Annotated in this window: 23 protein-coding genes and 1 tRNA gene; 11 read left to right on the plus strand and 13 right to left on the minus strand. The window is 61.1% G+C overall.

Annotated features, from left to right (window positions below; translation table 11 throughout):
- Positions 1-429: 429 nt before the first annotated feature.
- Positions 430-933: a hypothetical protein gene (locus ACVW0R_RS07210; protein WP_457501868.1), complete on the plus strand. Its 504-nt coding sequence runs from the start codon at positions 430-432 to the stop codon at positions 931-933.
- Here the strand turns inward: ACVW0R_RS07210 and ACVW0R_RS07215 are convergent.
- Positions 930-3,116 carry a serine/threonine protein kinase gene (locus ACVW0R_RS07215; RefSeq protein WP_457501869.1) on the minus strand — a complete coding sequence of 729 codons (2,187 nt, stop codon included), beginning with the start codon at positions 3,114-3,116 and terminating at the stop codon, positions 930-932. The genes ACVW0R_RS07210 and ACVW0R_RS07215 overlap by 4 nt on opposite strands.
- A 343-nt stretch (positions 3,117-3,459) precedes the next feature.
- On the opposite strand from ACVW0R_RS07215, the gene ACVW0R_RS07220 reads away from it, so the two are divergent.
- Positions 3,460-4,419, plus strand: coding sequence for an NAD(+) kinase (locus tag ACVW0R_RS07220; protein ID WP_414394599.1), 960 nt, complete (start codon positions 3,460-3,462; stop codon positions 4,417-4,419).
- A 7-nt stretch (positions 4,420-4,426) separates the two neighbouring features.
- Here the strand turns inward: ACVW0R_RS07220 and ACVW0R_RS07225 are convergent, their stop codons facing one another.
- Positions 4,427-5,461: a DUF58 domain-containing protein gene (locus ACVW0R_RS07225; RefSeq protein WP_457501870.1), complete on the minus strand. Its 1,035-nt coding sequence runs from the start codon at positions 5,459-5,461 to the stop codon at positions 4,427-4,429.
- Between the two features lie 191 nt (positions 5,462-5,652).
- Positions 5,653-6,804 (minus strand): DegT/DnrJ/EryC1/StrS family aminotransferase, encoded by a 1,152-nt coding sequence (locus ACVW0R_RS07230; protein WP_457501871.1) that lies wholly within the window; start codon positions 6,802-6,804, stop codon positions 5,653-5,655.
- Between the two features lie 499 nt (positions 6,805-7,303).
- Here ACVW0R_RS07230 and ACVW0R_RS07235 point away from each other — a divergent pair, with 499 nt between their 5' ends.
- The gene (locus ACVW0R_RS07235; RefSeq protein ID WP_049749781.1) at positions 7,304-8,317 is read left to right on the plus strand and encodes a glycosyltransferase family 9 protein; all 1,014 of its coding nucleotides are present in this window, start codon (positions 7,304-7,306) and stop codon (positions 8,315-8,317) included.
- Between the two features lie 231 nt (positions 8,318-8,548).
- On the opposite strand, the gene ACVW0R_RS07240 is transcribed toward ACVW0R_RS07235, so the two are convergent.
- From ACVW0R_RS07240 to ACVW0R_RS07260, 5 genes are all read right to left on the minus strand, one after another.
- Positions 8,549-8,629: transfer RNA gene (locus tag ACVW0R_RS07240), tRNA-Leu, on the minus strand.
- Between the two features lie 74 nt (positions 8,630-8,703).
- Complete coding sequence (locus ACVW0R_RS07245) at positions 8,704-9,678, minus strand: M23 family metallopeptidase (protein WP_099812888.1); 975 nt, start codon at positions 9,676-9,678, stop codon at positions 8,704-8,706.
- Between the two features lie 21 nt (positions 9,679-9,699).
- Positions 9,700-10,521: a biotin--[acetyl-CoA-carboxylase] ligase gene (locus tag ACVW0R_RS07250; protein ID WP_099812887.1), complete on the minus strand. Its 822-nt coding sequence runs from the start codon at positions 10,519-10,521 to the stop codon at positions 9,700-9,702.
- A gap of 18 nt (positions 10,522-10,539) precedes the next feature.
- The gene (locus ACVW0R_RS07255; RefSeq protein WP_011431080.1) at positions 10,540-11,172 is read right to left on the minus strand and encodes a DUF3318 domain-containing protein; all 633 of its coding nucleotides are present in this window, start codon (positions 11,170-11,172) and stop codon (positions 10,540-10,542) included.
- The gene (locus ACVW0R_RS07260) at positions 11,169-11,906 is read right to left on the minus strand and encodes a pyridoxine 5'-phosphate synthase (RefSeq protein ID WP_011431081.1); all 738 of its coding nucleotides are present in this window, start codon (positions 11,904-11,906) and stop codon (positions 11,169-11,171) included. Before ACVW0R_RS07260 ends, ACVW0R_RS07255 begins: the two co-directional genes overlap by 4 nt.
- 168 nt (positions 11,907-12,074) lie before the next feature.
- Between ACVW0R_RS07260 and ACVW0R_RS07265 the strand changes: the two genes are divergently transcribed.
- The gene (locus ACVW0R_RS07265) at positions 12,075-13,142 is read left to right on the plus strand and encodes an ATPase, T2SS/T4P/T4SS family (RefSeq protein ID WP_011431082.1); all 1,068 of its coding nucleotides are present in this window, start codon (positions 12,075-12,077) and stop codon (positions 13,140-13,142) included.
- Positions 13,143-13,271: 129 nt separating this feature from the next.
- On the opposite strand, the gene ACVW0R_RS07270 is transcribed toward ACVW0R_RS07265, so the two are convergent.
- Positions 13,272-13,586: a BAR domain-containing protein gene (locus tag ACVW0R_RS07270; RefSeq protein ID WP_011431083.1), complete on the minus strand. Its 315-nt coding sequence runs from the start codon at positions 13,584-13,586 to the stop codon at positions 13,272-13,274.
- Between the two features lie 160 nt (positions 13,587-13,746).
- On the opposite strand from ACVW0R_RS07270, the gene lepB reads away from it, so the two are divergent.
- Positions 13,747-14,433, plus strand: a complete 687-nt coding sequence (gene lepB, locus ACVW0R_RS07275; RefSeq protein WP_011431084.1) for a signal peptidase I — start codon at positions 13,747-13,749, stop codon at positions 14,431-14,433.
- 15 nt (positions 14,434-14,448) lie between these two features.
- Here lepB and sds read toward each other — a convergent pair whose 3' ends face one another.
- Positions 14,449-15,420: a solanesyl diphosphate synthase gene (gene sds, locus ACVW0R_RS07280; RefSeq protein ID WP_011431085.1), complete on the minus strand. Its 972-nt coding sequence runs from the start codon at positions 15,418-15,420 to the stop codon at positions 14,449-14,451.
- 89 nt (positions 15,421-15,509) lie between these two features.
- On the opposite strand from sds, the gene ACVW0R_RS07285 reads away from it, so the two are divergent.
- A complete protein-coding gene (locus tag ACVW0R_RS07285) occupies positions 15,510-15,929 on the plus strand; it encodes a metal-sensing transcriptional repressor (protein ID WP_228375284.1) in 420 nt (139 codons plus the stop codon).
- Between the two features lie 51 nt (positions 15,930-15,980).
- Here the strand turns inward: ACVW0R_RS07285 and ACVW0R_RS07290 are convergent, their stop codons facing one another.
- Positions 15,981-16,418, minus strand: a complete 438-nt coding sequence (locus ACVW0R_RS07290) for a TerB family tellurite resistance protein (protein WP_414346108.1) — start codon at positions 16,416-16,418, stop codon at positions 15,981-15,983.
- Between the two features lie 238 nt (positions 16,419-16,656).
- Between ACVW0R_RS07290 and rpsP the strand changes: the two genes are divergently transcribed.
- From rpsP to cysQ, 5 genes are all read left to right on the plus strand, one after another.
- Positions 16,657-17,124, plus strand: coding sequence for a 30S ribosomal protein S16 (gene rpsP, locus ACVW0R_RS07295; protein ID WP_011431088.1), 468 nt, complete (start codon positions 16,657-16,659; stop codon positions 17,122-17,124).
- 63 nt (positions 17,125-17,187) lie between these two features.
- A complete protein-coding gene (locus tag ACVW0R_RS07300) occupies positions 17,188-17,448 on the plus strand; it encodes a KH domain-containing protein (protein ID WP_011431089.1) in 261 nt (86 codons plus the stop codon).
- Positions 17,445-18,548 (plus strand): Get3/ArsA fold putative tail anchor-mediating ATPase NosAFP, encoded by a 1,104-nt coding sequence (locus ACVW0R_RS07305; protein ID WP_457501872.1) that lies wholly within the window; start codon positions 17,445-17,447, stop codon positions 18,546-18,548. The genes ACVW0R_RS07300 and ACVW0R_RS07305 overlap by 4 nt, the downstream gene beginning before the upstream one ends.
- Positions 18,549-18,575: 27 nt before the next feature.
- A complete protein-coding gene (hisF, locus tag ACVW0R_RS07310) occupies positions 18,576-19,337 on the plus strand; it encodes an imidazole glycerol phosphate synthase subunit HisF (protein ID WP_011431091.1) in 762 nt (253 codons plus the stop codon).
- A gap of 17 nt (positions 19,338-19,354) precedes the next feature.
- Positions 19,355-20,152, plus strand: coding sequence for a 3'(2'),5'-bisphosphate nucleotidase CysQ (gene cysQ, locus ACVW0R_RS07315; protein WP_457501873.1), 798 nt, complete (start codon positions 19,355-19,357; stop codon positions 20,150-20,152).
- 11 nt (positions 20,153-20,163) lie between these two features.
- Here cysQ and ACVW0R_RS07320 read toward each other — a convergent pair whose 3' ends face one another.
- Both ACVW0R_RS07320 and ACVW0R_RS07325 read right to left on the minus strand, forming a co-directional pair.
- Positions 20,164-20,628, minus strand: a complete 465-nt coding sequence (locus ACVW0R_RS07320; protein WP_011431093.1) for a pentapeptide repeat-containing protein — start codon at positions 20,626-20,628, stop codon at positions 20,164-20,166.
- Between the two features lie 168 nt (positions 20,629-20,796).
- The gene (locus ACVW0R_RS07325; RefSeq protein ID WP_011431094.1) at positions 20,797-21,570 is read right to left on the minus strand and encodes a PspA/IM30 family protein; all 774 of its coding nucleotides are present in this window, start codon (positions 21,568-21,570) and stop codon (positions 20,797-20,799) included.
- Positions 21,571-21,895 lie beyond the last annotated feature (325 nt).

Consider the following 21,895-nt stretch of genomic DNA (forward strand, 5'->3'; position numbering starts at 1 on the left):
ATTCTTACTCAGCGGGCTGTTCATAGGTTAACCACTACGGCGTCGATAGCTACCGCCAACTCTACCCGACATGGGCCTAGGAGGCACTAGGCTAAAACGGAGCCGCTCCTGCTGGATGTCGCTGCTCAAAGGATCAAGGGGAGGGATCGATGGATTGCCAAATCCGTTCGCTGCAGCTTGCCGAAATGGCTGTAGTCTAATCTGGAGGAGCCAATGAGCCTGCAAGAGGTATCTATGCCAGCGCTAGCATCAAAGGTTTGGGGATCCCCCTTGAAGCTTTTCTGCGGCCTTCTAGCCTCGGCTGCCCTCCTAGCAGGCTGTGGGGGAGCTGGAGGGACGGTGCCACCTCCAGTCAATGTTTGCGCGCAAGCCTTTCCAGCGATTTTCGAGGCCAAGAGCTTGCGCCCAGGAGCAAGGCGCAGTGGAACCTTGGGGCCAAATAGCGACTTGGAGATCTACTTCGATGAGAGGGACAATGTCATAGATGCCCGGGAAGTTCCACCTCCCCCTGGCACGTTCACCTTTTATGTCGACGGATTCCTTTACTTTCCTTCTGCAGCCAATGTTACAGGAGTTACTATCCGCCTAACCAGTCCAGTCTTCGACCCTCTGCTGGCCATCTTTGGTTTTGATGTCAACAGGGAGACTGATCCGGAACTCTTCTTCATCAACGATGACGCAGAGCCTGGTGATTTCACCACCTCTGAGCTGACGATCCCAGTACGGCAAGACCGCTGTTACTTAGTGCTGGTGCAAAGCTACTGGGCCCAGAATGCCCGCAGCGTTGCTCCGGGTAGCCCAGGCCGAGGTCCCTATACCCTCGAGGTGGTGAGGGAAACCTCTGCCGCGCCTCCTCCTCCCCCTCCCATCCAGCAGAAGCCTGACGACAGGGAAAACGGCGGTGGCGGTGACCGAGGCGGTTTGGGTATTTAGCTCTGGCGGGTAAGCCTAATGGCAAAGCTTGCGCTGCCGCAGGTGGCCGTGCCGCGAATGGAGCGCCCGTCGGCGCTGACGGTGCCGCTCCACGTGATGGTTGGGGTACCGCTACCCCCTATCCTACCGCTAACAGAAAGTTGGTTGCCGATAAGCTGGCCGCCGCGCTCGGAAAAGCTGGGTGAGGAAATGGTGATCTGGTTGCCGTCTTGCCGAATGAAGACGGTTTCCTCAATGCCAGTTGCAACATTAACCTTACACAGGGATCCCTGCCAGACAAAGGATCCTCCCTCATAGAGCCACTGACCGCTCAAAGCAAACTCTGGCGCAGGCGTTGGTGTTGCTGGGGCTGGCGTCGAGGTGGGCGTCGGGATCGGGGTGGGGGTAGGGGTAGGAGTACGGGGGACGAGCGGGGTAAAGCGAGGGATAGGGGTAAGCGCTGGTGTTGGCACTGGCGTGGGAGTGGGTGTTGGGGTTGGAGGGGGTGTTGGTGCCGGAGTTCGAGTAGGCGTTGGCACCGGAGCAGGAGTGGGTGTCGGTGCAGGGGTTCGTGTAGGCGTCGGCAGTGGAGCAGGAGTGGGCGTCGGTGCTGGAGTTCGAGTAGGTGTCGGCACGGGAGTGGGAGGGGGTGTCGGTGTTGGCGTTGGAGTGGGGGCCGGGGTTGGCGTTGGGGTGACTTCAGCAGTAGGGATCGGCTCCGGCTCTTTCTGGGTATCGCGGATGGTTGGGCGCGGCCAGAGCAAAAAGGCGGCTAGCAAAGCCACAGCGCCTCCCCCGGCCAAGACCCACTTTAGGCTGCTGCCGGAAGGCTGGAGAACCGTTGGGGGGGCGGCTTGCGGCAGGGGACGGGTAGGGGGAGTATCCGTTCGTGGTGGGACGGGGGGATCCTGAGGGGGAGCAGCCGGAAGCGTGTTGCTGGCCTGGATGACTGTAGAGGGCGTTTCGGCAGTTTCGCCTTCAACTTTGGGGGAGGGATCCGGCGCAGCTTCTGCCGAGGGATCTGAGGGGAGAGGTTCCCGCTCGGCGATGTAATAGGGGATCCCTGCACCTGCAGGCGGGATGGGCTCATCTTCGACAAGATCCAGATCTTCATCGCGGATGTCTTCAAAGGCTCCAGAAGCCGATCCTGTATTGCCGGTGGTTTTGATCGGCGGTCTGGGATCGGAAGAGGGTGGAGCCTCGTTTTGAGCCTTGGCACCGCCGGTGGGAAGAATCACGGTACTGGCCTGGCTGCTGGGGAGTTGAGTGGCCACCGTCAGCTCATAGGCCTGCAGCAGCCGCTCCCCCAGCTCCTGCATCGTCTGCGGGCGTTCGTCCGGGTTTTTCTTCAGGCAATCCATCACCACCGCTACGATGGCGGGTGGGATCGGCTGGGGGGCTGTCTCCGGGTTGATCTCAAGGGGGTTTTCATAGCAATGGGCGTGGATCCAACTGTGCAATGAGTCGGTTTCCAAGCGAAAGGGCATGGATCCCGTCAGCATCTCGTAGAGCACCACCCCTAGGGAGTAGATGTCTGAGCGGGCATCCAGAGATTTGCCGCGTACCTGTTCAGGAGAGGCGTAACGAGCTGTGCCGATAAATCCGCCCCCTTTTTGGGTGCCTAGACTAAGGGTGTGATCCGCCAGCGTTTTGGCCACGCCGAAGTCGAGGATCTTGAGCTGAGACGTAAGCTGGCCATCTTGAAAAACGCGCTCGACAAACAGGTTGCTGGGCTTGATGTCGCGGTGAATCACGCCCCGAATCTCGCGGCCTTCCACGTTAGCTCGGAAGGTGTGGGCAAAGTGCAGCCCTTCACAAGCCTGCAGGGCCAGCCGAATGGCCTGCCGAACTGGCAAGGCTCCTTTTTCTCGGATTAGCTTCCCCAGATCCTGTCCCTTGAGGTACTCCATCACCAAATAGGCGTGCTCCCCCTCTTGGCCGTGATCCAGGACTTTGACGATGCGAGGATGTTGGCCTAAAAGGGTGCTGACGCGGATCTCTTCGGCAAAGCGGCGGCGCAAATCATCGAGCTGGGCGTTCCCTCGGCTCAGCAGGGTAGGGGCATACAGGATCTTGACCGCCACCTCTTGGCCGTTGTTGTGTAAGTCCAAAGCCCGAAAGACGGATCCCATGCCGCCACCACCGATTTCTTGAATCAGTTGGTAGCGGCCACCCAAGAGGCGATTGGTGAGATCGGGGACCATAGGTTTGCAGGCACAAAGCAGCTTGGGCAGGGATGTCCATACGATAAACCAATTGCTGGAGTTTATACCCGCTCACTCAGGGATCCCGTTTGCTCCCTAAGGGGATAGTCATCCTCAGACCCTCTCTCTGGGAGCAAGAGGTAGGGGTAGCGCTCCGGGCCACTCGCGCGTTCGCAACAGCGCAGCAATAACGACGTAACAAGCTGTTTCACCGCCATTCGTTAGATCAAAAAATTCCCAGTAAATTGTGAAAAAAAGCGGAAGGGAACGCTTGGGGAAATTTGTCTGGGCGACCCCCAGCTTGAAGAGGGATGATGGGAAAGGATCCCTGCGCGAGTCAGCCATGGATCTGGGCTTGGTGGTGATTGCCTACAAGGAGGGGGATCGCCAGAGCAAGGCTACCTGCCAGCTGTGTGCGGAGCAGCTGCGTCGGCGCGGCGTTACGGTACTGACGGCTCCCACTGGCTTGCACCACAACCCCTACCCGGTCTTTTTGGAGGCCACCTCGGATCCCATCGATTTGGCGGTGGTGCTGGGGGGAGACGGCTCGGTGTTGGCGGCGGCCCGCCACCTTGCTCCCCATGGGATCCCCATTTTGCCCATCCAGTCGGGAGGCAGGCTGGGGTTCTTGGCCCAGTCGGAGCAGGTGCTGCACCAGGATCCCTGGGATCGCATTCAGGCAGGAGACTTTGTCCTCCAAGCCCGCATGATGTTGCAGGCCCAGATTTGGGAGCAGCCCCAACTGGGACAAGGGGCTGTCCCTGGGGAGGGAAAGCAGGAGGGCCGCCCGGTTAGCGAAGTGTACTACGCCCTCAACGAAATGTGCCTAAAGCCCATCAACCGGGAACGCCTGCCCGCCGCCATCATGGAAATCGAAGTCAATGGCGAGGTTCTGGATCAGTACCACGGAGATGGCGTGCTGGTGGCTACTCCAACGGGATCCACCTCCTACACCTTGGCAGCCAACGGCCCCATCCTCGAGCCTACCTTTGAGGCCATCATCATCACCCCCATCTGTCCCCTCAGCTTGTCCAGCCGGCCCATTGTTATCAGCGGCACGGCCACGGTGGAGATCTGGCCCCTTGCCGATCCAGAAGGGCTGACCCGCCTCTGGACGGATGGTGTCTTGGCTCAATCGGTCAACCCTGGCCAGTGGGTGCAAATTCGACGCGCTCCCCTGCCAGCCAAGCTGCTGATCTTAGAAAAAGACCTTTCCTACTTCCGCACCCTGCGAGAGAAACTGCAGTGGGCCGGCAGCCGCATCTACATTCCCACTACCAACCACTGCCCGCCAGGGAGATAGGGAGGCCTTACTCAATCGGAATAAATTGCAGCAGGGATCCCGGCTCAACGAGATGACCTGGCGCCGCTTCCCCCTCCTGAGGAGGGTGAGCTAGGAGCAGGCAGCGATCTTGGGGAGTGAGGCTGAAGCCAGTAGGGGAGTTGGAGGGCCCTTGGGAGCCCAGCTGCGGGTCCCCGACGAACGTCAGTTGGGCTAGGAGGGCCAACAGCCAGTCGAGATGGGGCAGATCGGCTCCAAAAGCAGTTCGCGTCTGCAAGGTGGCCAGAGCCACGGGGTAGCCTTCTCGAATCAAATAAGTGAGGATCCCAGCGCAGCGTTCTACAGCCCGCTCCAGCTTGTTGCGATGCGCTTCAGGGCTTTCTCCCCGCGGCTGCCAGCGATTTTCAAAGCAGAGGACAATGGCCTGGGAACGGGGGCGCTCCAGCTCCCGCACGACCAGTTGATCTCGCTTGGCCGAGATCTTCCAATGCACAGAGCGCACATCATCTTGGGGACGGTATGGCCGCAGGCCGAGGTAGTCCCCCTCCTGGCCGGGCTGAGGGCGCAACTGGCTGCTGCCGCTAAAGTGCTCCCACAGCGGCAGTCCCTGGACGAGGGCAGGCTGGGGAAATACAATCACCGCCTGCGGCTCCTCGATCGCCACTGCCTTGCGAAAGAGTTCAAAAGGAAAGCTGGTGGCAATCTCAAAACCCTGCAGCTGCCACACCCCTCGCCTTGGGAAGGTGTGCTGATAGAAGGTGTCCAGCTTGGCACCGGGATCCAACCGCAGCACATAGCTGGAAGGCCAATCCGTCCGCTTCAGTCCCTCGATGCGTTCCCTCACCTGGAGGGAAAAACTGGGCAGGCGCCGTTTGCGATTGACCAGCGTCAGCCCCACCAAGACCGGCTGGCCAGCAAAGATGCGGCTGGGCAACTGCCGGCTCACCTCCAGATCCTTGAGGGTAAGCTCGGAGAGGAGGCCGCTAAGCAGAATGAGGCTAAGCAGCATCCCCAGAACCAAGTAGAGGGGATTGTTGCCCGTGTTAAAGGCAGCAATACTCACTAGGAGCGTGATCCCAACAAACCAGCCCCCGATGCGAGTAAAGCGCAGGCGGCGTAGAAAACGAACGCGCTCTTTCGATGACAGCTTTGCAGGGACAGCTCCGAGTTGGGGAAACTGGTGCAACCACGGAAATAGTTGAAGTAATCTTCGGCTGAGCTTCGATAGCACCTGAGCTCCCTCCTCCAGGGCTGCTAGGGTTCTTCTGCCAAGATTTCAGCAATGGCCAGGGCCACCCGCTCCTGTTGCTGGAGGGTCAATTCAGGAAAACAGGGCAAAGACAACACCTGGGCAGCACAGAGCTCGGCATTGGGCAAATCTCCAGGCTTATATCCCAGCTTGCGGTAGACGGGCTGGAGATGAAGGGGAGTAGGGTAATAAACTCGGCTGGCAATGCCTCGCTTCTGCAACTGCCGCTGCAGTCGGTCGCGCCGCCGCGAGTCGGTTGGGTGGGAACCGGGCACCCGCACCGTGTACTGATGCCAAACGGAGTTTCCCCCCTTTGCCACCTGGGGCAGGATGAGGCCAGGGATCCCTTGCAACAGGCGGTGATAGCCCTCGGCAATGGCCTGCCGCCGCCAGTTCCACTCCCGCAGGTAGGGCAACTTGACCGACAGGATTACCGCCTGCAGCGCGTCCAGACGGCTGTTGAGGCCGATGTATTCGTGGTGGTATTGGCCAACCTGGCCATGGTCTTTGAGGATGCGCACCTTGCGGGCCAGTTGCGGATCCCGGGTCACCACTGCCCCACCATCCCCTGCGGCCCCCAAGTTTTTGGTGGGAAAAAAGCTAAAGCAGCCGATATCTCCCCAGGTGCCCACCGGCTTGCCTCCCCAGCAGGCTCCTATGGCCTGGGCGCAATCTTCCACCACTGCCAACCCATGGCGTCGCGCAATGGCCAAAATTTGGGTCATGTTGGCTGCCTGGCCAAACAAATGCACGGAGATTATGGCTTTGGTGCGCGGGGAGATGCTTCTTTCGAGAAGCTGGGGATCCAGGTTGAAGGTGCAGGGATCCACATCCACGAACACCGGCCGTGCCCCCACCAAATCGATGGCCTCGGCGGAGGCAAAAAAGCTAAAGGCAGTGGTGATGACCTCGTCGCCCGGTTGGATCCCAAGGGCGCGCAAGGCCAGCACCAAAGCATCGGTGCCGGAATTGCAGCCAACAGCCTCCAGGTCCCCGCCGCCAAGAAACCGGGAGAATAGCTCCTCAAAACGCCGCACCGCCTCTCCCCCGATGTACTGGCCTGAGGCCAGCAACGCCTCCACCTCGGGCAGAAGGGTTTCAGCCAGAGCGCGGTATTGCAAGGTCAAGTCCAGCAGCGGAATAGGCTCATCCGTCACGGTGCTGCCTTTTGGGAAGGTAGCGGCCACAGCCCATTATCGAGGATGAGAGCTTTCGACACTCCCACCAACTAAAGAAAGCTGGAGAATTCTTACCCAGTCCGTTGCTGGACTCGTAAAGGCGTTGTCAAGCCGCCTCTAGACAGCTCTCACAGCCCTGTCCCGCTAGCGCAAGCAAGGACATAATGCCAAGGCTCTGCTTGGTTTGTCTTGCTTAGCTGCCGGCTAGGTTTTTCACGAAGGTAGGTCAGTATGTACAGTGTAGCAGAGAGAGAAATCAGCGATTAAAATCGCCTATGCCTCTTCCCTGAGGCGGAAAAGCTGATTTTCGGCGTCCACAACGCTCTGGCCCCAAGTGATTCTTCCCTTATCTTCGCTACAAGTGGACTGCTGGGATCCCAGCCCACTCCGAATCTATCCCAATCTGAGATAGAGTAAACGCGGTACGTCCCTGGCCAGGGATTCCCTAGGTCAGCTACAGCTATCGACAGGATGTTCTATGCAGGTTGCTTCTCAAGCAGTTCTCGGCAAAGCCCCTTTGGCCCCCCGAATTCTAGCTTTGGTGCCGGGAGGGATTGGCGACCAAATTCTTTTTTTTCCCACCCTGGCAAGTTTGCGGCAGCGCTTTCCAGAAGCGGAGCTAGAGGTGTTGGTGGAGCCGCGGGCGGCAGCTGCCTACGAGGTTTGTCCCTCGGTGAATCGGGTGCTAACCTTTCCGTTTAAAGAGCAGCTCTCGTTGGGAGATATCAGCGATCTGCTGGGGCGAATCCGGGAACGGCAGTACGATGCGGTGCTGAGCCTGGGCAGAAGCTTAGGGGTCAAGCTGCTGCTTTGGCTAACTGGGATCCCGAAGCGGGTTGGCTATGCTCCACCAGGGCCTGGGCGACCTTGGCTGACCGACCCGGTGCCCCTGAAGCCGGCCCAATATGCAGCGAGCATGTATCACGACCTGCTGCAGGGGTTTGGCATCACTGCGACGGCAGGCCTGCCTCAGGTTCGCCTAAAGAAGACAGACCTGGAGTGGGCCGAGCAGGAACGCAAGCGCCTGCTGGGGGATGCTGCCCAAGATTACGTGCTGTTACATCCCGGCGCCAGCCAACTGTCCCAGGAGAAGGGAATTCAGAAAATCTACCCCCCCGCCAGCTGGGTCAAGGTCATCAAGGGCTTCCGGGAAAAGCGGCCGGAGCTGCCGCTGGTGCTGCTGCTGGGGCCAGAAGATGAGCAGCTGGCGGAGGGCTTTCTGTCGCAACTGCCGGATCTGCCGGTGAGCCGCCCTCCCCACCTGGGCCAACTGGCGGCCTTGATTGCTGGCTCCACCCTGCTGTTGTGTACCGACAGCGCCCCCATGCACCTAGCAGTAGCCACCCAAACTCCCCTGGTGGCTGTGTTTGGCCCCACTGAGCCGGAGCGGCTGCTGCCTTCCGAAGGGCCGTTCCGCGCCGTTAAGGCTGCCAACGGGGTGATCGACTCGATTGCTCCTGAGCAAATCCTGCAAGTGATCTTCCCCGGCTAGCGGCAGAAGACTTTCCCCAAGACCAGCCCAAAAGGTTATGGGATCCTGCAGCCACTTCGGACAAGTTTGAAACCATTCCCTCACCCCAACTCCTCTCCCAGGACACTGCGCTCCTCGCCCCAGGGAGAGCTTGTCCCGCTATACCGGCTGTCCCAGCCTGGAAAGGGAGTAGCACAGTTTTCTCCTTCTCCCTCTAGGAAAAAGGCCGGGAATGAGGAGCTTGTTTGGCCATGCGGACGAAGGGACTTGAACCCTTACGCCTTGCGGCACTAGATCCTAAGTCTAGCGCGTCTGCCATTCCGCCACGTCCGCAAAAGCTGGCCCCGTAGGCCGGTTGTCAGCCGACTCGGATCCCGCTCAATTATGCTAACCCAAGCCGGCTCTGGCTAACCCGGCAACTGGGCAACGGCGACCTTCAGCTCCTCTGTGGCGTCCAAAACCACCCAGCCTTGCCCCCCTGCCCGCTTCCACAGCTCAAAGTGCAGGTGTGGCCCGGTTACCGCCCCGGTTGCCCCCACATAGCCGATCACGGATCCCTGTTCCACCACTTCCCCGGCTCTTACCGCGACTTCGGACATGTGGCCGTAGCGGGTGCGCCGACTGCCGCCATGGTCCAGCACAACCGTAATTCCCAGGCCTCCCAAGGATCCCGCGCTCACCACCTTGCCGCTCAACGCAGCCAGGATTGGCGTGCCCAGGCTGGCCCCCAGATCCACGCCGGCATGGAACTCTGGCTGGCCGCGGATGGGGTGAATTCGCATGCCAAACCCAGAGGTAATCGGCACGGGGTGGGGCAAAGGATAGAGCAACTGTTCTTCACCTGTCGCCAATTCGGGCAATGCCGGCGCTGGCGGCTTAGGCGTTTGGGGTTGGCTGGGATCCTCAATACGAATCTCTTCGCCTGGCATGAGGATGATGCGGCGACCGGAGCTGCGCTCCATCAGCACCACCGGCACCCCACTTTCCGGCTGAGCATCGACGGCCAAGTTCTGGGTTGCTGGCGGCTCCATAATAATTTCCCGCCCCACCACCGTCTCTGCGCGGGTTTCTGCCTCCAGGGTTGGAGAGCTGCCAGGTTTGGACGCCAAGCCTGGAGACTCTGGGCTGCCCGCCGGCAGGGGAATGGCACCATCCAACAGCAGGGCTTCTGCTCCAGGGGTGTCCAGAGCCGGGCCTATTGAGGGAGGAGGGGGCAGAGGATGGAGTTGCGTCTGCGCCAGCAGAGCGGTGGAAGAGAAGCAGAGCAGCAGGCCCAGTCCCAACCCTAAGCCCAGGCCCAGCCGCCGCAGCAGCCGCGCCCTTCTCGCCAACCGGCTGCCTGGCCGGGAGAGAAGACGCAGCCAAAAAGACTTTGCCGACATGCGCAAGGGATCCAACACGGGTCACTCAGGAGGAAACGAAGGGCCACTGGCAAGAGACGCTTGATAGCTCAGGCGCACCTGGTCGGGAGAAAGGACGAGGATCTGTCCTCCTGGAGTTTGTACCCGCAGCCTGCCATCCTCGGCAAGGCCCAAAACCGTAGCCGACGCCTCACCAGGGAGCCATTGGACTTGCGGCTTCACCGTCCAGGCTTCGTACCTGGAGCGCACAGGGGCAAACCCCTCCTGCAGCCAGATCTGAAACCCGCGCTCCATCCCCTGCAAAACCCAGGCGGCAACTGCGGTGCTGTCCTGCCGGGATCCCAGAATTTCTGCCAAGGCAATCCCGCCAGCGGGCACGGGATTGTTGACATTGACCCCAACGCCGGCCACCAGCCCCAGCAGTTGCCCTCTCTCCCCAAAGCGGCTCTGCACCAAGAGGCCACCCAGCTTGCGCAGAGAACCCGGACACTGCTCATCCACCACCACCAGGTCGTTGGGCCATTTCAGCCGCAGCGGGATCCCCAGTTTCTGTCGTAGGCTATCCACAACACCCCAGGCCAGCGTCAGGGTCAACTCCAGCAGCGAATGCCGCAGAGGCGGGGATCCCAGCCAGACCGACAGATACAGCCCCCCCGGCTCCGAGTGCCACACCCGCCCGTGCTGGCCCTGTCCTGCCCGTTGGCGGGTGCTGACCAAAACCGTGCCCGGCGGCAGGGGCTGAGGAAACTGGCGCCCCCACTGCAAAAGCAGCCGGTTGGTGGAGTCGGTTGTCACCACCTGCAAGAGGTGGTGGCCCCATGCCCCCTGGCCCACCAGGGATCCCAGCCGCGAGGGGGAGAGCATGGCTAAGTCCCCCCAGCCCTAGCTCAACACGATATCTTCTGCCGGGCGTTGGGCCAACCGCTTCAGATTTTGATAGCGCAACATGTCCAGCAGGTCGTTGCCGGAGCGCCCCTCCAGACGGGCCTCCACGTGCAGCGCCTGCCCCAGCGCCTCCACCGCCTGCAGCCGTGGGATCCCGCGCAACACCAGGCGATCCACGGCGTAGGCATCGGCAGCCAGAAGACGGCGGTCGTTGGTCTGGTCGCGGCGCAACTGCCAAAGCGCCAAGCCGCTCAACCCTCCCGAAACCGTCGCCCCCACCGGGTCTTGCTGCACGACCTCGAAGATCAGGCTCAGCCCTCCCAGAGCCGCTATGGCCAGGTAAAAGTCGATCTGCCGCGAGGCTGCCCGGCTGTAGTAGCCCACCTTGTGGAGAAACAGCCCTGCCCGCTGCAGGGGAGTGAACTGTCGCCACTCGTAGGGTTTGATGAACAGCCGCATCTGCCGTTCCCAGGGCATCTGTCGGCGGCCCTTGATCACCACCGTCTGCCGCTCCGAGGCCGGCAAGATCTTCACGCTCTCCCGCATGCTGGCGGGCAGCAGATCCAGCAGGCGATCGATCTCAGCCTGGTCGAGAACGTAGTTGTCGTAGCTGTAGTACTCCGAGTTCATGCCGGGCCTACTCCTGAGCTTAATCCCATCGCCTGACGCATCTCTCGCACTGCCCGCTCCAATCCCACCAGCACCGCTCGACTGATGATGCTATGGCCGATGTTCAGCTCTTCCATGCCAGGGATCCGGGCCACCGGGCCGACGTTCCAGTAGGTGAGGCCGTGTCCGGCGTTCACCCGCAAGCCCAGTTGAATCGCCTGTTGGCTGGCCTGCCGCAGTTGGGCCAACTCCGCCTCTTGCTGCGCCTCCGAGGATGCCTCCGCATAGCGTCCCGTGTGCAGTTCCACCCAGCGGGCCCCCACCTGGGCAGCGGCGGCAATTTGGATGGGATCGGGATCGACAAACAAGCTGACGGGAATGCCGGATCCCTGCAGTTGGCTTACCACCTCGCTAAGACGCGACACCTGCCCGGCCACATCCAGACCGCCCTCGGTGGTGACCTCTTCTCGCCGCTCGGGCACTAGGGTGACATAATCGGGCTTGATCTCCAGGGCGATGGCCACCATCTCGTCGGTGGCGGCCATCTCCAAGTTGAGGTGGGTGCGCACCGTCTGGCGCAGTAGCCGCACATCCCGCTCCTGGATATGGCGGCGATCCTCGCGCAAATGCACCGTGATCCCATCTGCCCCTGCCAACTCGGCGATCACCGCCGCGGCCACCGGATCCGGCTCTACGGTGCGGCGAGCCTGGCGCAGGGTGGCGACGTGGTCGATGTTAACTCCCAGACTTAACAAGGCTCAACTTCTTTCACTGTAGCTGGTGATGAATGCTCCTAGTATTACATTATTCATTACTTGTGCCGGTCAGACGAGTCAGGGTATTGCGGGGCGCAGAGCTAAGGGGCACAGGCTTTATGATCGAGAACGACACCTCGCCCCTCCGGGATCCACTGCGGGCTTGCCATGACCAATCCAGATACCTCTTTGGCGGTGGGACAACACTCCATTGTTGACCGGGCGCGGGTGCCGGTCCTGATTGCCCAATACCTGCCGGTAGAAATCTGCATCTACTACCAGGTTGTGCCCCTCGCTCTGGACACCGACAGCTTGATCTTGGGCATGGTGGATCCCCAGGATTTGGCGGCGTTGGACTACGTGAGCAAGATGCTCGCCTATTCCCAGATCTCCGTTGAGCCGATCCCGATTACTTTTGAGCAGCAGCAGGATTTAATTGCCTACTACTTCAGCCATCCGCCGAGCCCGGCAGAGGTGGAGCAGCTACGCCTCCAGGCCCAAGCCAGCCGCGTCACCCGGGAAGTTCCTGCTCCCGTGGCCGAGCCGCCCAGCCGACTGACCCCCACCCAGCCGCTGCCGGCACGGCCAACTGCTCCGCCCCTTCCTGTTGACGAATCGGAAGAGACGGCGCAGCAGTTGCTGAACTCGATGCTGCGGCGAGCTTTGGAGGAGAAAGCGGAGCAAATTTTTGTTGAACCCCAGGAGGGGTTGGTGTGTCGGGTGCGCTACCGCCAGCAGGGGATTTTGCGGGATCTATTTAAGGATCTCTCGGAGTCGATACGGGCAAAGTTGATCGCCGCCATGAAGCGGATGATGGCCCTGGATGCAGGGCTGATCGGGGAGCCCCAGCAGGCGGAAGCAGAGCGGATGTATCGGGGGGAGCCGCTGGTGCTGCAATTGCGCATCATTCCCCAGCGCTCCAAGAGTGGCCAGGTTTCCTCCTCCAGGGAAGGCGCCATCCTCAGCATTCTGCGAGGGGAGACCCTCCACAAGTATCAGCAAGGCCAAAACCGCCTCCGCGTCTCCGAGACTGTGGCTTTGGCCCAGCAGGCCCATCAACTGCTGCAACAACTGCAAGCTGCCCTCAGCACCACAATCGAGAAGCTGAAGCAATACCCCACCCCCCCCGGCAGCGACTGGCCCCTGATGACAGAAATGCTGGCGGCCATTCAGGCCCAAGCCCAGATGATCGCCATCCGCCAGCAGGACTGGGAAAAACTCAATTCCGGCAGTTGATCTCCTATGGGCATTTGGATACAGGCCGGGCCACTGCTCTCCTGCCCCAATCCCTGCCTGTAGGAATCCAGAAGCCTCTCCTCCTCGCTCCAGGCGTCCCATTCCCACGACAACCTGAGCGGCTTCTTCCTAGCGGGATCCCTCCCGCAACAGCACCAAAATCACCCCGGCAATAATGCTGATGGTGGCCCCGGCAATCAGGCTGGTGGCCAGACGTTCCAGCCGTTCCCCAATGGTTTGGGCGGTGTCGAACTTAAAAGTGAGCTTTTCGACGTCACCCGAGAGCTTCTCGACCCGCTCCGAGAGCTTTTGGGTATCTCCTGAGAGCCGATCGATCCGATCCAGAATCTCCCCTTGTTGTTGGGTGAGGCGAGCTATTGCTTGGCTGTTGGTTTCAACCAGCCGCTCGACCCGCTCTAGGCGCTCTTCTGTCGAAATCGTCATGGGGCTTGGAAGTCACGAGCAGGGTATCTCCGCCTATCGATCCTAGGCTACTCCCGGCCTTTTGTCTCTCTAGCGTCGGCTTGACCGGACAGCCTCTGCTCCTACTGCCTCGGTTGAGTGCGATAATCTGGAGATCGTGCAGTCTTGTGCGCTAGCCGCCATGTCGTCAAAAGATCCGACGTCTTTGCCCCAGCCCAAGCTGCCGCCAGGAGAAACCTCCGCTGGCTCCAGATCCCGCGCTTGGTGGCAGGCTCAGCGGGAGAACTTGCTGACAGTGGTGCTGGCGCTGCTGTTGGCCTTCGGCATTCGCACCTTTGTGGCGGAAGCACGTTGGATCCCCTCCGATTCGATGCTGCCCACCCTAGAAGAAGGAGATCGGCTGGTGGTGGAAAAGATCAGCTACCGCTTCAGCTCCCCCAGACGGGGCGACATCATCGTCTTCTACCCGCCTGCCAAGCTGAACTTCGACGGTGCCTACATCAAGCGGGTGATCGGCCTGCCGGGGGATCGCATCCGCATTGCCGATGGCAAGGTGATCGTCAACGGCATCCCGCTCCAGGAGGACTATATCTACGCTCCCCCCAATTACTCCTGTCCGGGCGAGCGCTGCCCCGGCGTGCCCAACCAGGGATCCGAATTTCTCGTCCCCCCCGGCTCCTATTTTGTGATGGGGGACAACCGCAACGACAGCCAAGACTCCCATGTGTGGGGATTTTTGCCGGAAGAGAACATCATCGGCAACACCATCTTCCGCTTTTGGCCCCCCAATCGCCTGCACTTTTTCACCCCGCCAGAGTATCCGGAGCTCTCTTCTGAAGGGGCGCAGGCCTCGGGGAGTCGAACCTAAACCTGGGAAAACCTCTCAGCGGGCCCGCTCCAGCACATAGTCCACCATCTGAAACAAAGCTCGGCGGGCTACCGAATCGGGGAGAACTTCCAACGCCTCAGCAGCCCGACGGGCATAGTCTCGCGCCAACTCGCGGGAGCGCGGGATCCCATTGCTCTGGTAAACCCACTCCAGGGCCTGCTGGAGATCCTGGGGTTCGGCCAGCTCTCGGAGGATCAGCTCTCGCATCTGGGGAAACTCCTCCAGGGCGAACAAAACCGGTGCCGTCAAGTTGCCCTGGATGAGGTCAGATCCCACCGGCTTACCGAGCATCTCTGCCGAAGCGGTGAAATCCAGCAGGTCGTCCACGATTTGGAAGGCAATGCCCAGGTCGCGGCCAAAGTCGAAGAGGCGATCGGCCACCTCAGGACTGACCCCGCTCAGCAGCCCGGCGGCCTTAGAACTGCCGGATATGAGGGAGGCGGTTTTGTAGAAGCTCTTGGCCAGGTACTCTTCCAAGGACACATCCGGGTCGAAGCGGGTGAGGCTCTGGCGCACCTCGCCCTCCGGCAGATCCATGATCACCTTGGACAGGAGCTTCACCACTTCCAGATTGTCCAGGTTAGCCAAATACCAGGCAGCTTGGCCGAAGAGGTAGTCCCCCGCCAGCACCGCTACGCGGTTGTCGAAAAGGGTATTTACTGTGTCGATGCCCCGCCGCACATCGGCAGTGTCGATGACATCGTCGTGCACCAAGCTGGCCGTGTGGATCATCTCGGTAATTTCCGCCAGGCGCCAATGCTGCGGGGTAATCTCCCCATCCGGCGTAGTAGCCCGCGCAATCAACAGCACAATCGCCGGTCGGATCCCTTTCCCCCCCGCCGAAAACAGATGTTCGGCAGCCATGGCCAGAATTGGGTGTTTGGCGCTAACCAGCCGCGACAGGTTCTGGCGTAAACGCTCCAGATCCGCTTCTACAGGGCCAAAGGGGGAGAGCACAGAGGTCATGGAGCCAAAGTATGAGAGGTTTTACAAAATTTCATATCTCCCCTTATTGTAGAGCACCCCAACGTTCTCGGGGAAAAGCGAGCGGTATCATGCAAACAGTCCTCTGCTTTTTTATGTCGGATCCCGTTCCCCCAGTGCCAACCGGCTCTGTCCCCCCCCTCCCTGCAGAACCCGATTGGGAGGAGGAGTGGGAGCTTGCACTGGAGCGGCCACCTCTATCGGGGCGAGCCCAGCCTCACCACCATGACCCGCAGTCGCGGCGCAAGCTGATCCATCGTCTGGCTCGCATCGAGGGGCATGTGCGCGGGATCCGCTCCATGATCGAGCAGGATCAGCCCTGTCCGGATGTGCTGCTGCAGATTGCCGCTGTCAAGGGGGCACTGGATCGGGTGGCGCGCCTTATTCTTGACGATCACATCCGTCACTGCATCCGCCACGCCATCGAAAGTGGCAACATCGAGGTGGAACTGGAAGAGCTGCAGCGGGCCCTGGATCGCTACATCAGCTAGTGGATACAAGCCTTTCCCATGGGGGTGGGCTGGGCTTTGCTCAAGCCAAGGCTAGCTGTTGCCGTCGGCAGCGTAGCGCTCCAGCAGAGCGGCGCTTTTCAGTTGCCATTGCAGGCCCATGAAGGCCCAGTCCAAGAACTCGTTGATCTCCTCCTGGCTGAACTGCATGGCTTTGCCGATCTCGAAAATCAGGGCCTCTTCTTTTTCCGCCAGCTCGTTGTTGACCACCGCCATCGCCGCCAAATCTCTCAGGATCAAGGCTCCGGCTGCATTGTGTAGAGGAGGGATCCGGCTGAGGTCTAGGGTTGCGCCTGTCTCGTCGGCCAGATAGCTTTGGGCCACCTGTTTTTCGACGCCCATCCCTTCTGCAATTTGCAGGAAAAAGTTGCTCTCCTCTTCGTCCAACTGGCCGTCCACGCGGGCCACCGCGATCAAGGCTTTGAGGTAGAGCTGGCGCTGCTCATCTGTCAAGTCGGCGTAGTTGACCATAGGGGTTGCTGCTGAGCTTGGGTTTCCTCTTCAACTTTGCCACGAAGATGCCACCTGGTGTCGATTCGACCCTTTTTCAGCCGAGGAAAAATCGATTACAATAGAGGGCCTGTGTCATAGCTAGCCGCCAAGACTTCCGCTGGGATGTGGGAAGGGGCGGCAACTTGGCTTGCTTCATCTTTTTTTCTCTTGGTAACCCTTTACAGCTTGCGGAGCACCCCCGAGGAGCAGACACCCCATGGTTAAATTGCGGCTCAAGCGCTACGGAAAAAGACGGCAACCCACTTATCGCATCGTCGCCATCGAAAGTAAGGCCCGCCGCGAGGGTCGTCCGCTGGAGGAGTTGGGCTACTACAACCCGCGCACCAAGGAGACGGTTCTGGAGACGGCAGGCCTGCTCAAGTGGTTGCGTTGTGGCGCTCAGCCTACAGATACGGTGGACAGCCTCCTCAGGAAGGCCGGCATCTACGAGATGCTCAAAGCCGGCGAGGGCGGAGTGGTTGCCGCGATTCGCATCCCGGCTATCGCCAAGCCGGAGGCTGGGATCCCTGATCCGGCGCCGTCCACAGAGGAGCCTGCCGCTGTTTGCGAGGCCTCTGCCGAGATGGCAGGGCAACCGGGGGAAGTCGAGCCGGCTGGGGCGGCAGCGGAACCGAACTCCCAGGAGCCGGAGCCTGAGGAGGAAAAGCCTCAGGTTGAGGCCTAGGGTCGGCTACGCTTTCGGTTAAGCTTGGCTCGGCAGTTGTTCTTCCCTGTCGTCTAGCTCCCCATGCCGGATTACGAGGCCCTTGTCCATCTCCTGATCGAGCCGTTGCTCAGCGGTGGCCCGCCGCAAATGGATGTGGAAACCACTTGTGGCGGGCGCAAGGTATGGCTGCGGCTGGCTTTTGACCCCAAGGATCGCGGGCGGGTGTTGGGGCGAGGCGGGCGCACCCTGCAGGCCATTCGGCAGGTAATGATGGCGGCAGCTCAGTTGGCGGGGCAATCGCTGTACATCGACATCTACGGAGAGTCTGGAGAGCGGGAATGAGCCAGATCCTTACCTTCTTGGGCAAAGGGGGCACAGGCCGGAGCACCCTGGCCGTGGCAGCGGCCCGGGCAGCAGCCCAGCAGGGGCGGCGGGTGCTGTTGGTGGGCCATCAGCCGGGGTCGGGGCTGGAGATGCTCTTGGGCGGGATCCCGCTTTCCGGCGAGCCGGTAACCATTGCCGCCAATTTAAGTGTGGTGCAGTTGCGCACAACTCAGCTCCTGGAGCAACACTGGACGGCGGCCAAGGAGCTGGAAGCCCAATACGTGCGCACTCCCTTTTTCCGGGAGATCTACGGCCAGGAGCTGGGGGTGTTGCCGGGGATGGATCAGGCCCTGGCTCTGGAAGCCCTGCGTCGCTACGATGCCAGCGGCCAGTACGACTGTATTCTCTACGATGGGCCGGGGGATCTGACCACCTTGCGGGCTTTTGGGATCCCGGAGGTGGCCAGTTGGTACTGGCGGCGGGCTTCTAAAGCTTTTTTGGGCTCCGACTTGGCCAAAACCCTGCGCCCTTTCGTCGAGCCCCTGCTGCGATCGGTCAGCACAGTGGAGTTCTCGTCTTTAGAGGATCTGTCGAATCGGCTGGGGGGGATGACCAACATTTTCGAGGAGGGACGCCAGGCCATCGCCGATCCTCGTCGCGTGTTGGCCCACCTGGTAACCACCCCGGATCCGATGGCCGTGCAGACTGCCCGCTACCTCTGGGGCAGCGCCCAGATGGTGGGGCTGACGGTGGGTGGCCTCTGGGTCATGCCGCTGGTTCCTGGGGAAGTGTCGGCTGCCGATTTTTCTCCGCTGCCTGTGCGCATCCTGCCGCGGCGCCAGGGATCCGATTGGTCGGCTTTGGAAGAGGCGGTAGGAGGGATTTTCGCGGTGCCGCAGGTGCCGCCGCCGGTGGCCATCGACGAGGGAGCCCGTACCGTCAAGCTGTTTATTCCCGGCTTCAGCAAGGCCCAGATCGAGCTGAGCCAGTCGGGGCCGGAACTGACCATCACCGCCGGGGATCAGCGGCGCAACTTGTTCTTGCCCCCCAGCTTGGCAGGCCGGCAGGTAAGCGGGGCCAAGTTTCAGGAGCCTTTCTTAGTCATCACCTTTGGCTAGGCCATCGCGCCAGCGGAGGAGAAGGCGATGTTGGCCAAGCGGATCATTCCCTGCCTGGATGTGGCGGCGGGGCGGGTGGTCAAAGGGATCCGGTTTGTGCAGTTGCGCGATGCCGGGGATCCGGTGGAGCTGGCCCAGGCCTACGACCAGGCGGGAGCTGACGAGCTGGTTTTTCTAGACATCACCGCCACTCACGAAGAGCGGGAAATCTTGCTGGAGGTGGTGCGGCGCACGGCGGAGCAGGTGTTTATCCCCCTCACGGTGGGAGGTGGGATCCGCGATCTGGAAGGGATCCGGCAACTGTTGCGGGCCGGGGCCGACAAGGTGAGCCTCAATTCGGCGGCAGTCCGGGATCCGGATCTGGTCACCCAGGCCAGCCGTCGGTTTGGATCCCAGTGCATCGTGGTGGCCATCGACGCCCGTGCCAAACCTCAGGGTGGCGGTTGGGAAGTGTACGTGCGCGGGGGGAGGGAGCCGACGGGCCTGGACGCGGTGGAGTGGGCCAAAACCGTGGCCGAGCGGGGGGCGGGGGAGATCTTGTTGACCAGCATGGACGCCGACGGCACCCAAGCGGGCTACGACTTGGAGCTGACCCGCCGCGTGGCCGAGGCGGTGGCGGTGCCGGTGATCGCCTCAGGGGGGGCAGGGGAATGTGCCCACATCCGCCAGGCTCTGCAAGAGGGGGGAGCAGAAGCAGCCCTGTTGGCCTCGCTGCTCCACTACGGCCAGTTGACAATTGCCCAGATCAAAGCCGATTTGGCCGCCCACGGCATTCCGGTGCGTCGCTAAACCTGGAGAGTTTGCCCATGCAGGATCTGGCCGATCTCCTGCCCCATGTCAGCCGCCTTGCGGAAACAGCCGGGCAGGCCATTTTGGAGATCTATCGGCAAGATCAGATCCGGGTCAGGGACAAGGCCGACTCCTCCCCCCTCACCGAAGCCGATCTGGCCGCCCACCACTTGATCCTGCGGGGCCTGCAAGATCTGACCCCCGGCCTCCCCGTGCTCTCGGAAGAATCCGGCGGGATCCCGTATCCGGAGCGGCAACAGTGGCGGCAGTTCTGGCTGGTGGATCCCTTGGACGGCACGCGCGAGTTTATCGGGCGCAGCGGCCAGTTCACCGTGAACATCGCCCTCGTCGAGGCAGGGATCCCCCTCTTAGGCGTCGTCCATGCCCCCGCTCTCGGCTTTACCTACAGGGCTGTGCAAAGGCTGGGGGCCTATAGAGGAGATCAGCCCATCCGGGCCCGCCCGCCCGCCCAGGCCCCTCTGCAAGTGGTGGCCAGCCGCTCCCACCGCGGCCCGGAGACGGAGCAATTTCTCGAGCGGCTGCGGCGGCGCTATGGTTCCCTCGAGGTGAAGTCGGTGGGCAGCGCCCTGAAACTCTGCCTTGTGGCCGAGGGATCCGCCCATCTCCACCCCCGCTTCGACCCAACCATGGAGTGGGATACTGCTGCTGCCCACTGCATCGTCGAGCAAGCCGGGGGAAGCGTCACCGATCTAAAAGGGGATCCCTTGCGCTACAACAAGCCTGATCTGCACAACCCGCCCTTTGTGGCGGCTGCCGCCGATGCAGCCCAACTGTGGCAGGAGCTGGTTCCCTAGAAAGCCTGGGATTACATGCCCATCTCGGTGGGGTTGAACCCCTCCGGAAACTTGGTGTACTCATCGTAGAGGGCGCCGCGAAAACGGGTGTTGGTGATGATGGCTCCCCGCAGATCGGCGCCAATTCGCAAATCGGCGCGGCTGAGATCGGCCTCGCTAAGGTCGGCCCTGAGCAACTTGGCCCGGTAGAGGTTGGCCCCCCGCAGATCGGCCTTGACCAGCTTGGCCCCAATGAGGTTCACCCGCCGCAGTTTGGCTCCGCGCAGGTCGGCCCCTGAGAGATCTGCGCCCGACAGATCCCCCTCGCGCAAATCCGCCCCACTTAAGTCGGCATCCCGCAGGACAATGCCCCTCAAGTTCGCGCCGCTCAACTGGGCTCCGCTCAGGTTGGTTCCAGAAAAATCCCGCCGGCCAGACGCATAAGCCTGCAACAGTTGCTTGGCGTCCAGCAGAGGTTTGATACTCGCTGTGGTCATCGCTGTTTGTTTCTCTCGCAAAAACGCAGAAGGCTACCCTAACCCCACCAGAGGCAGGCCAAGAGCTCTTCTGGGCTAGCTTACCACTCTGTGTCCCCCTGCTTAGGATACCCCAACGCCCCTGAGCCCAGAGGAGACACTCTCAAGAAGACGCTACCTCCCATTCGTTCAAAGCCGGTCGATTTCGCGGCGTAGATTTTCTAGCTCTACATCTACCTCGCTCTCGCTGGTGGCAGCAGATTGATCTCTCGGCAGAGCTTTCTGCTCTCCGGCGGGCAATTGGCCCCCCATCGCCGCTTTCAGCATCATCAGCTCGTGATCGATGTCCGAGCCACCTGCTTCCAAAGCGGCAAACTGTCGCTCCAAGTTGTCCACCGCCAGCTCGGCCACGGCCGCCGACTGAGCTTCCAGGGCGTTTACCTTCTCTTCCATACGCTCGAAAGCCGCGAAGGCACTGGTGGCGTCCACCCGTCCGATAACCTGGTTAATTTGTTGGGAAGCTTTGGCCGCCCGAGCCCGCGCGATGAGCATATCCTTTTTGGTCTTGGCCTCGGCGATCTTGCTCTCCAGCTTGGTCATGTTGGCCTTCAAGACTTCCACCTGTTTGGTCTGCTCATCCAACTGCCGCTTCAGGCTCTGGGCGGTTTCGGCAAAGGTTTTCTTGCGCACCAGCGCTTCGCGGGCCAGGGCCTCGTTGTTGTTGCGCAGGGCCAACTCGGCGCGCCTTTGCCACTCGTCGACGTTCTGCTGCGCCTGCTCGTACTGCCGCTCGATCCGCTTCTGGGCAGCAATGGCCTGGGCAACTGCCTGCCGCATTTGGTAGTGATCCTCAGACATGTCCTGAATGGTTTGGTTCAGGATTTTCTCCGGATCTTCGGCACTGCTGATCAGCGCGTTGAGGTTGGCTCTGATGATCCGGCTGACCCGATCGAACAATCCCATCGGTCGTTTCCCCCTCTCGCAGTTTGACCTAATGCTACCCTTGCCACGCCGGCGCCTTCCAGGGCTCCTACTCCAGTATAGGGATCCCTGGCCGGGATCCGAAGAAATTGGCCGTAACCCCAGACCAACGCTCCAGCCCTCCAAAACAGCCGCTGCAGAGAGGAGCCCGTCCCCCCCTGGATTTTCGCAGGTTGCATGGAATTGTCGGGATCCCTGAAAGCCGAGAGGGTTTGCCGGACAAGGCCTTTTCGAACTTTGGCAGAGCATGCCTCTAACCCCCAAAACCCTGAACTTTGCTGAATTTACTGAGCTTTAGGCGGTTTGG

This window comes from Thermostichus sp. MS-CIW-15 (assembly GCF_054060575.1).

What these genes read in the sequence shown, in the direction of transcription:
- ACVW0R_RS07285 (WP_228375284.1), top strand. Translation starts at nt 15,510, where the DNA reads ATGCAAACAGTCCTCTGCTTTTTTATGTCGGATCCCGTTCCCCCAGTG.
- cysQ (WP_457501873.1), top strand. Translation starts at nt 19,355, where the DNA reads ATGCAGGATCTGGCCGATCTCCTGCCCCATGTCAGCCGCCTTGCGGAA.
- ACVW0R_RS07215 (WP_457501869.1), bottom strand. Translation starts at nt 3,116, where the DNA reads ATGGTCCCCGATCTCACCAATCGCCTCTTGGGTGGCCGCTACCAACTG.
- ACVW0R_RS07220 (WP_414394599.1), top strand. Translation starts at nt 3,460, where the DNA reads ATGGATCTGGGCTTGGTGGTGATTGCCTACAAGGAGGGGGATCGCCAG.
- sds (WP_011431085.1), bottom strand. Translation starts at nt 15,420, where the DNA reads ATGACCTCTGTGCTCTCCCCCTTTGGCCCTGTAGAAGCGGATCTGGAG.
- hisF (WP_011431091.1), top strand. Translation starts at nt 18,576, where the DNA reads ATGTTGGCCAAGCGGATCATTCCCTGCCTGGATGTGGCGGCGGGGCGG.
- ACVW0R_RS07270 (WP_011431083.1), bottom strand. Translation starts at nt 13,586, where the DNA reads ATGACGATTTCGACAGAAGAGCGCCTAGAGCGGGTCGAGCGGCTGGTT.
- rpsP (WP_011431088.1), top strand. Translation starts at nt 16,657, where the DNA reads ATGGTTAAATTGCGGCTCAAGCGCTACGGAAAAAGACGGCAACCCACT.
- ACVW0R_RS07320 (WP_011431093.1), bottom strand. Translation starts at nt 20,628, where the DNA reads ATGACCACAGCGAGTATCAAACCTCTGCTGGACGCCAAGCAACTGTTG.
- lepB (WP_011431084.1), top strand. Translation starts at nt 13,747, where the DNA reads ATGTCGTCAAAAGATCCGACGTCTTTGCCCCAGCCCAAGCTGCCGCCA.
- ACVW0R_RS07325 (WP_011431094.1), bottom strand. Translation starts at nt 21,570, where the DNA reads ATGGGATTGTTCGATCGGGTCAGCCGGATCATCAGAGCCAACCTCAAC.
- ACVW0R_RS07250 (WP_099812887.1), bottom strand. Translation starts at nt 10,521, where the DNA reads ATGCTCTCCCCCTCGCGGCTGGGATCCCTGGTGGGCCAGGGGGCATGG.
- ACVW0R_RS07290 (WP_414346108.1), bottom strand. Translation starts at nt 16,418, where the DNA reads ATGGTCAACTACGCCGACTTGACAGATGAGCAGCGCCAGCTCTACCTC.
- ACVW0R_RS07255 (WP_011431080.1), bottom strand. Translation starts at nt 11,172, where the DNA reads ATGAACTCGGAGTACTACAGCTACGACAACTACGTTCTCGACCAGGCT.
- ACVW0R_RS07305 (WP_457501872.1), top strand. Translation starts at nt 17,445, where the DNA reads ATGAGCCAGATCCTTACCTTCTTGGGCAAAGGGGGCACAGGCCGGAGC.
- ACVW0R_RS07245 (WP_099812888.1), bottom strand. Translation starts at nt 9,678, where the DNA reads ATGTCGGCAAAGTCTTTTTGGCTGCGTCTTCTCTCCCGGCCAGGCAGC.
- ACVW0R_RS07300 (WP_011431089.1), top strand. Translation starts at nt 17,188, where the DNA reads ATGCCGGATTACGAGGCCCTTGTCCATCTCCTGATCGAGCCGTTGCTC.
- ACVW0R_RS07265 (WP_011431082.1), top strand. Translation starts at nt 12,075, where the DNA reads ATGACCAATCCAGATACCTCTTTGGCGGTGGGACAACACTCCATTGTT.
- ACVW0R_RS07235 (WP_049749781.1), top strand. Translation starts at nt 7,304, where the DNA reads ATGCAGGTTGCTTCTCAAGCAGTTCTCGGCAAAGCCCCTTTGGCCCCC.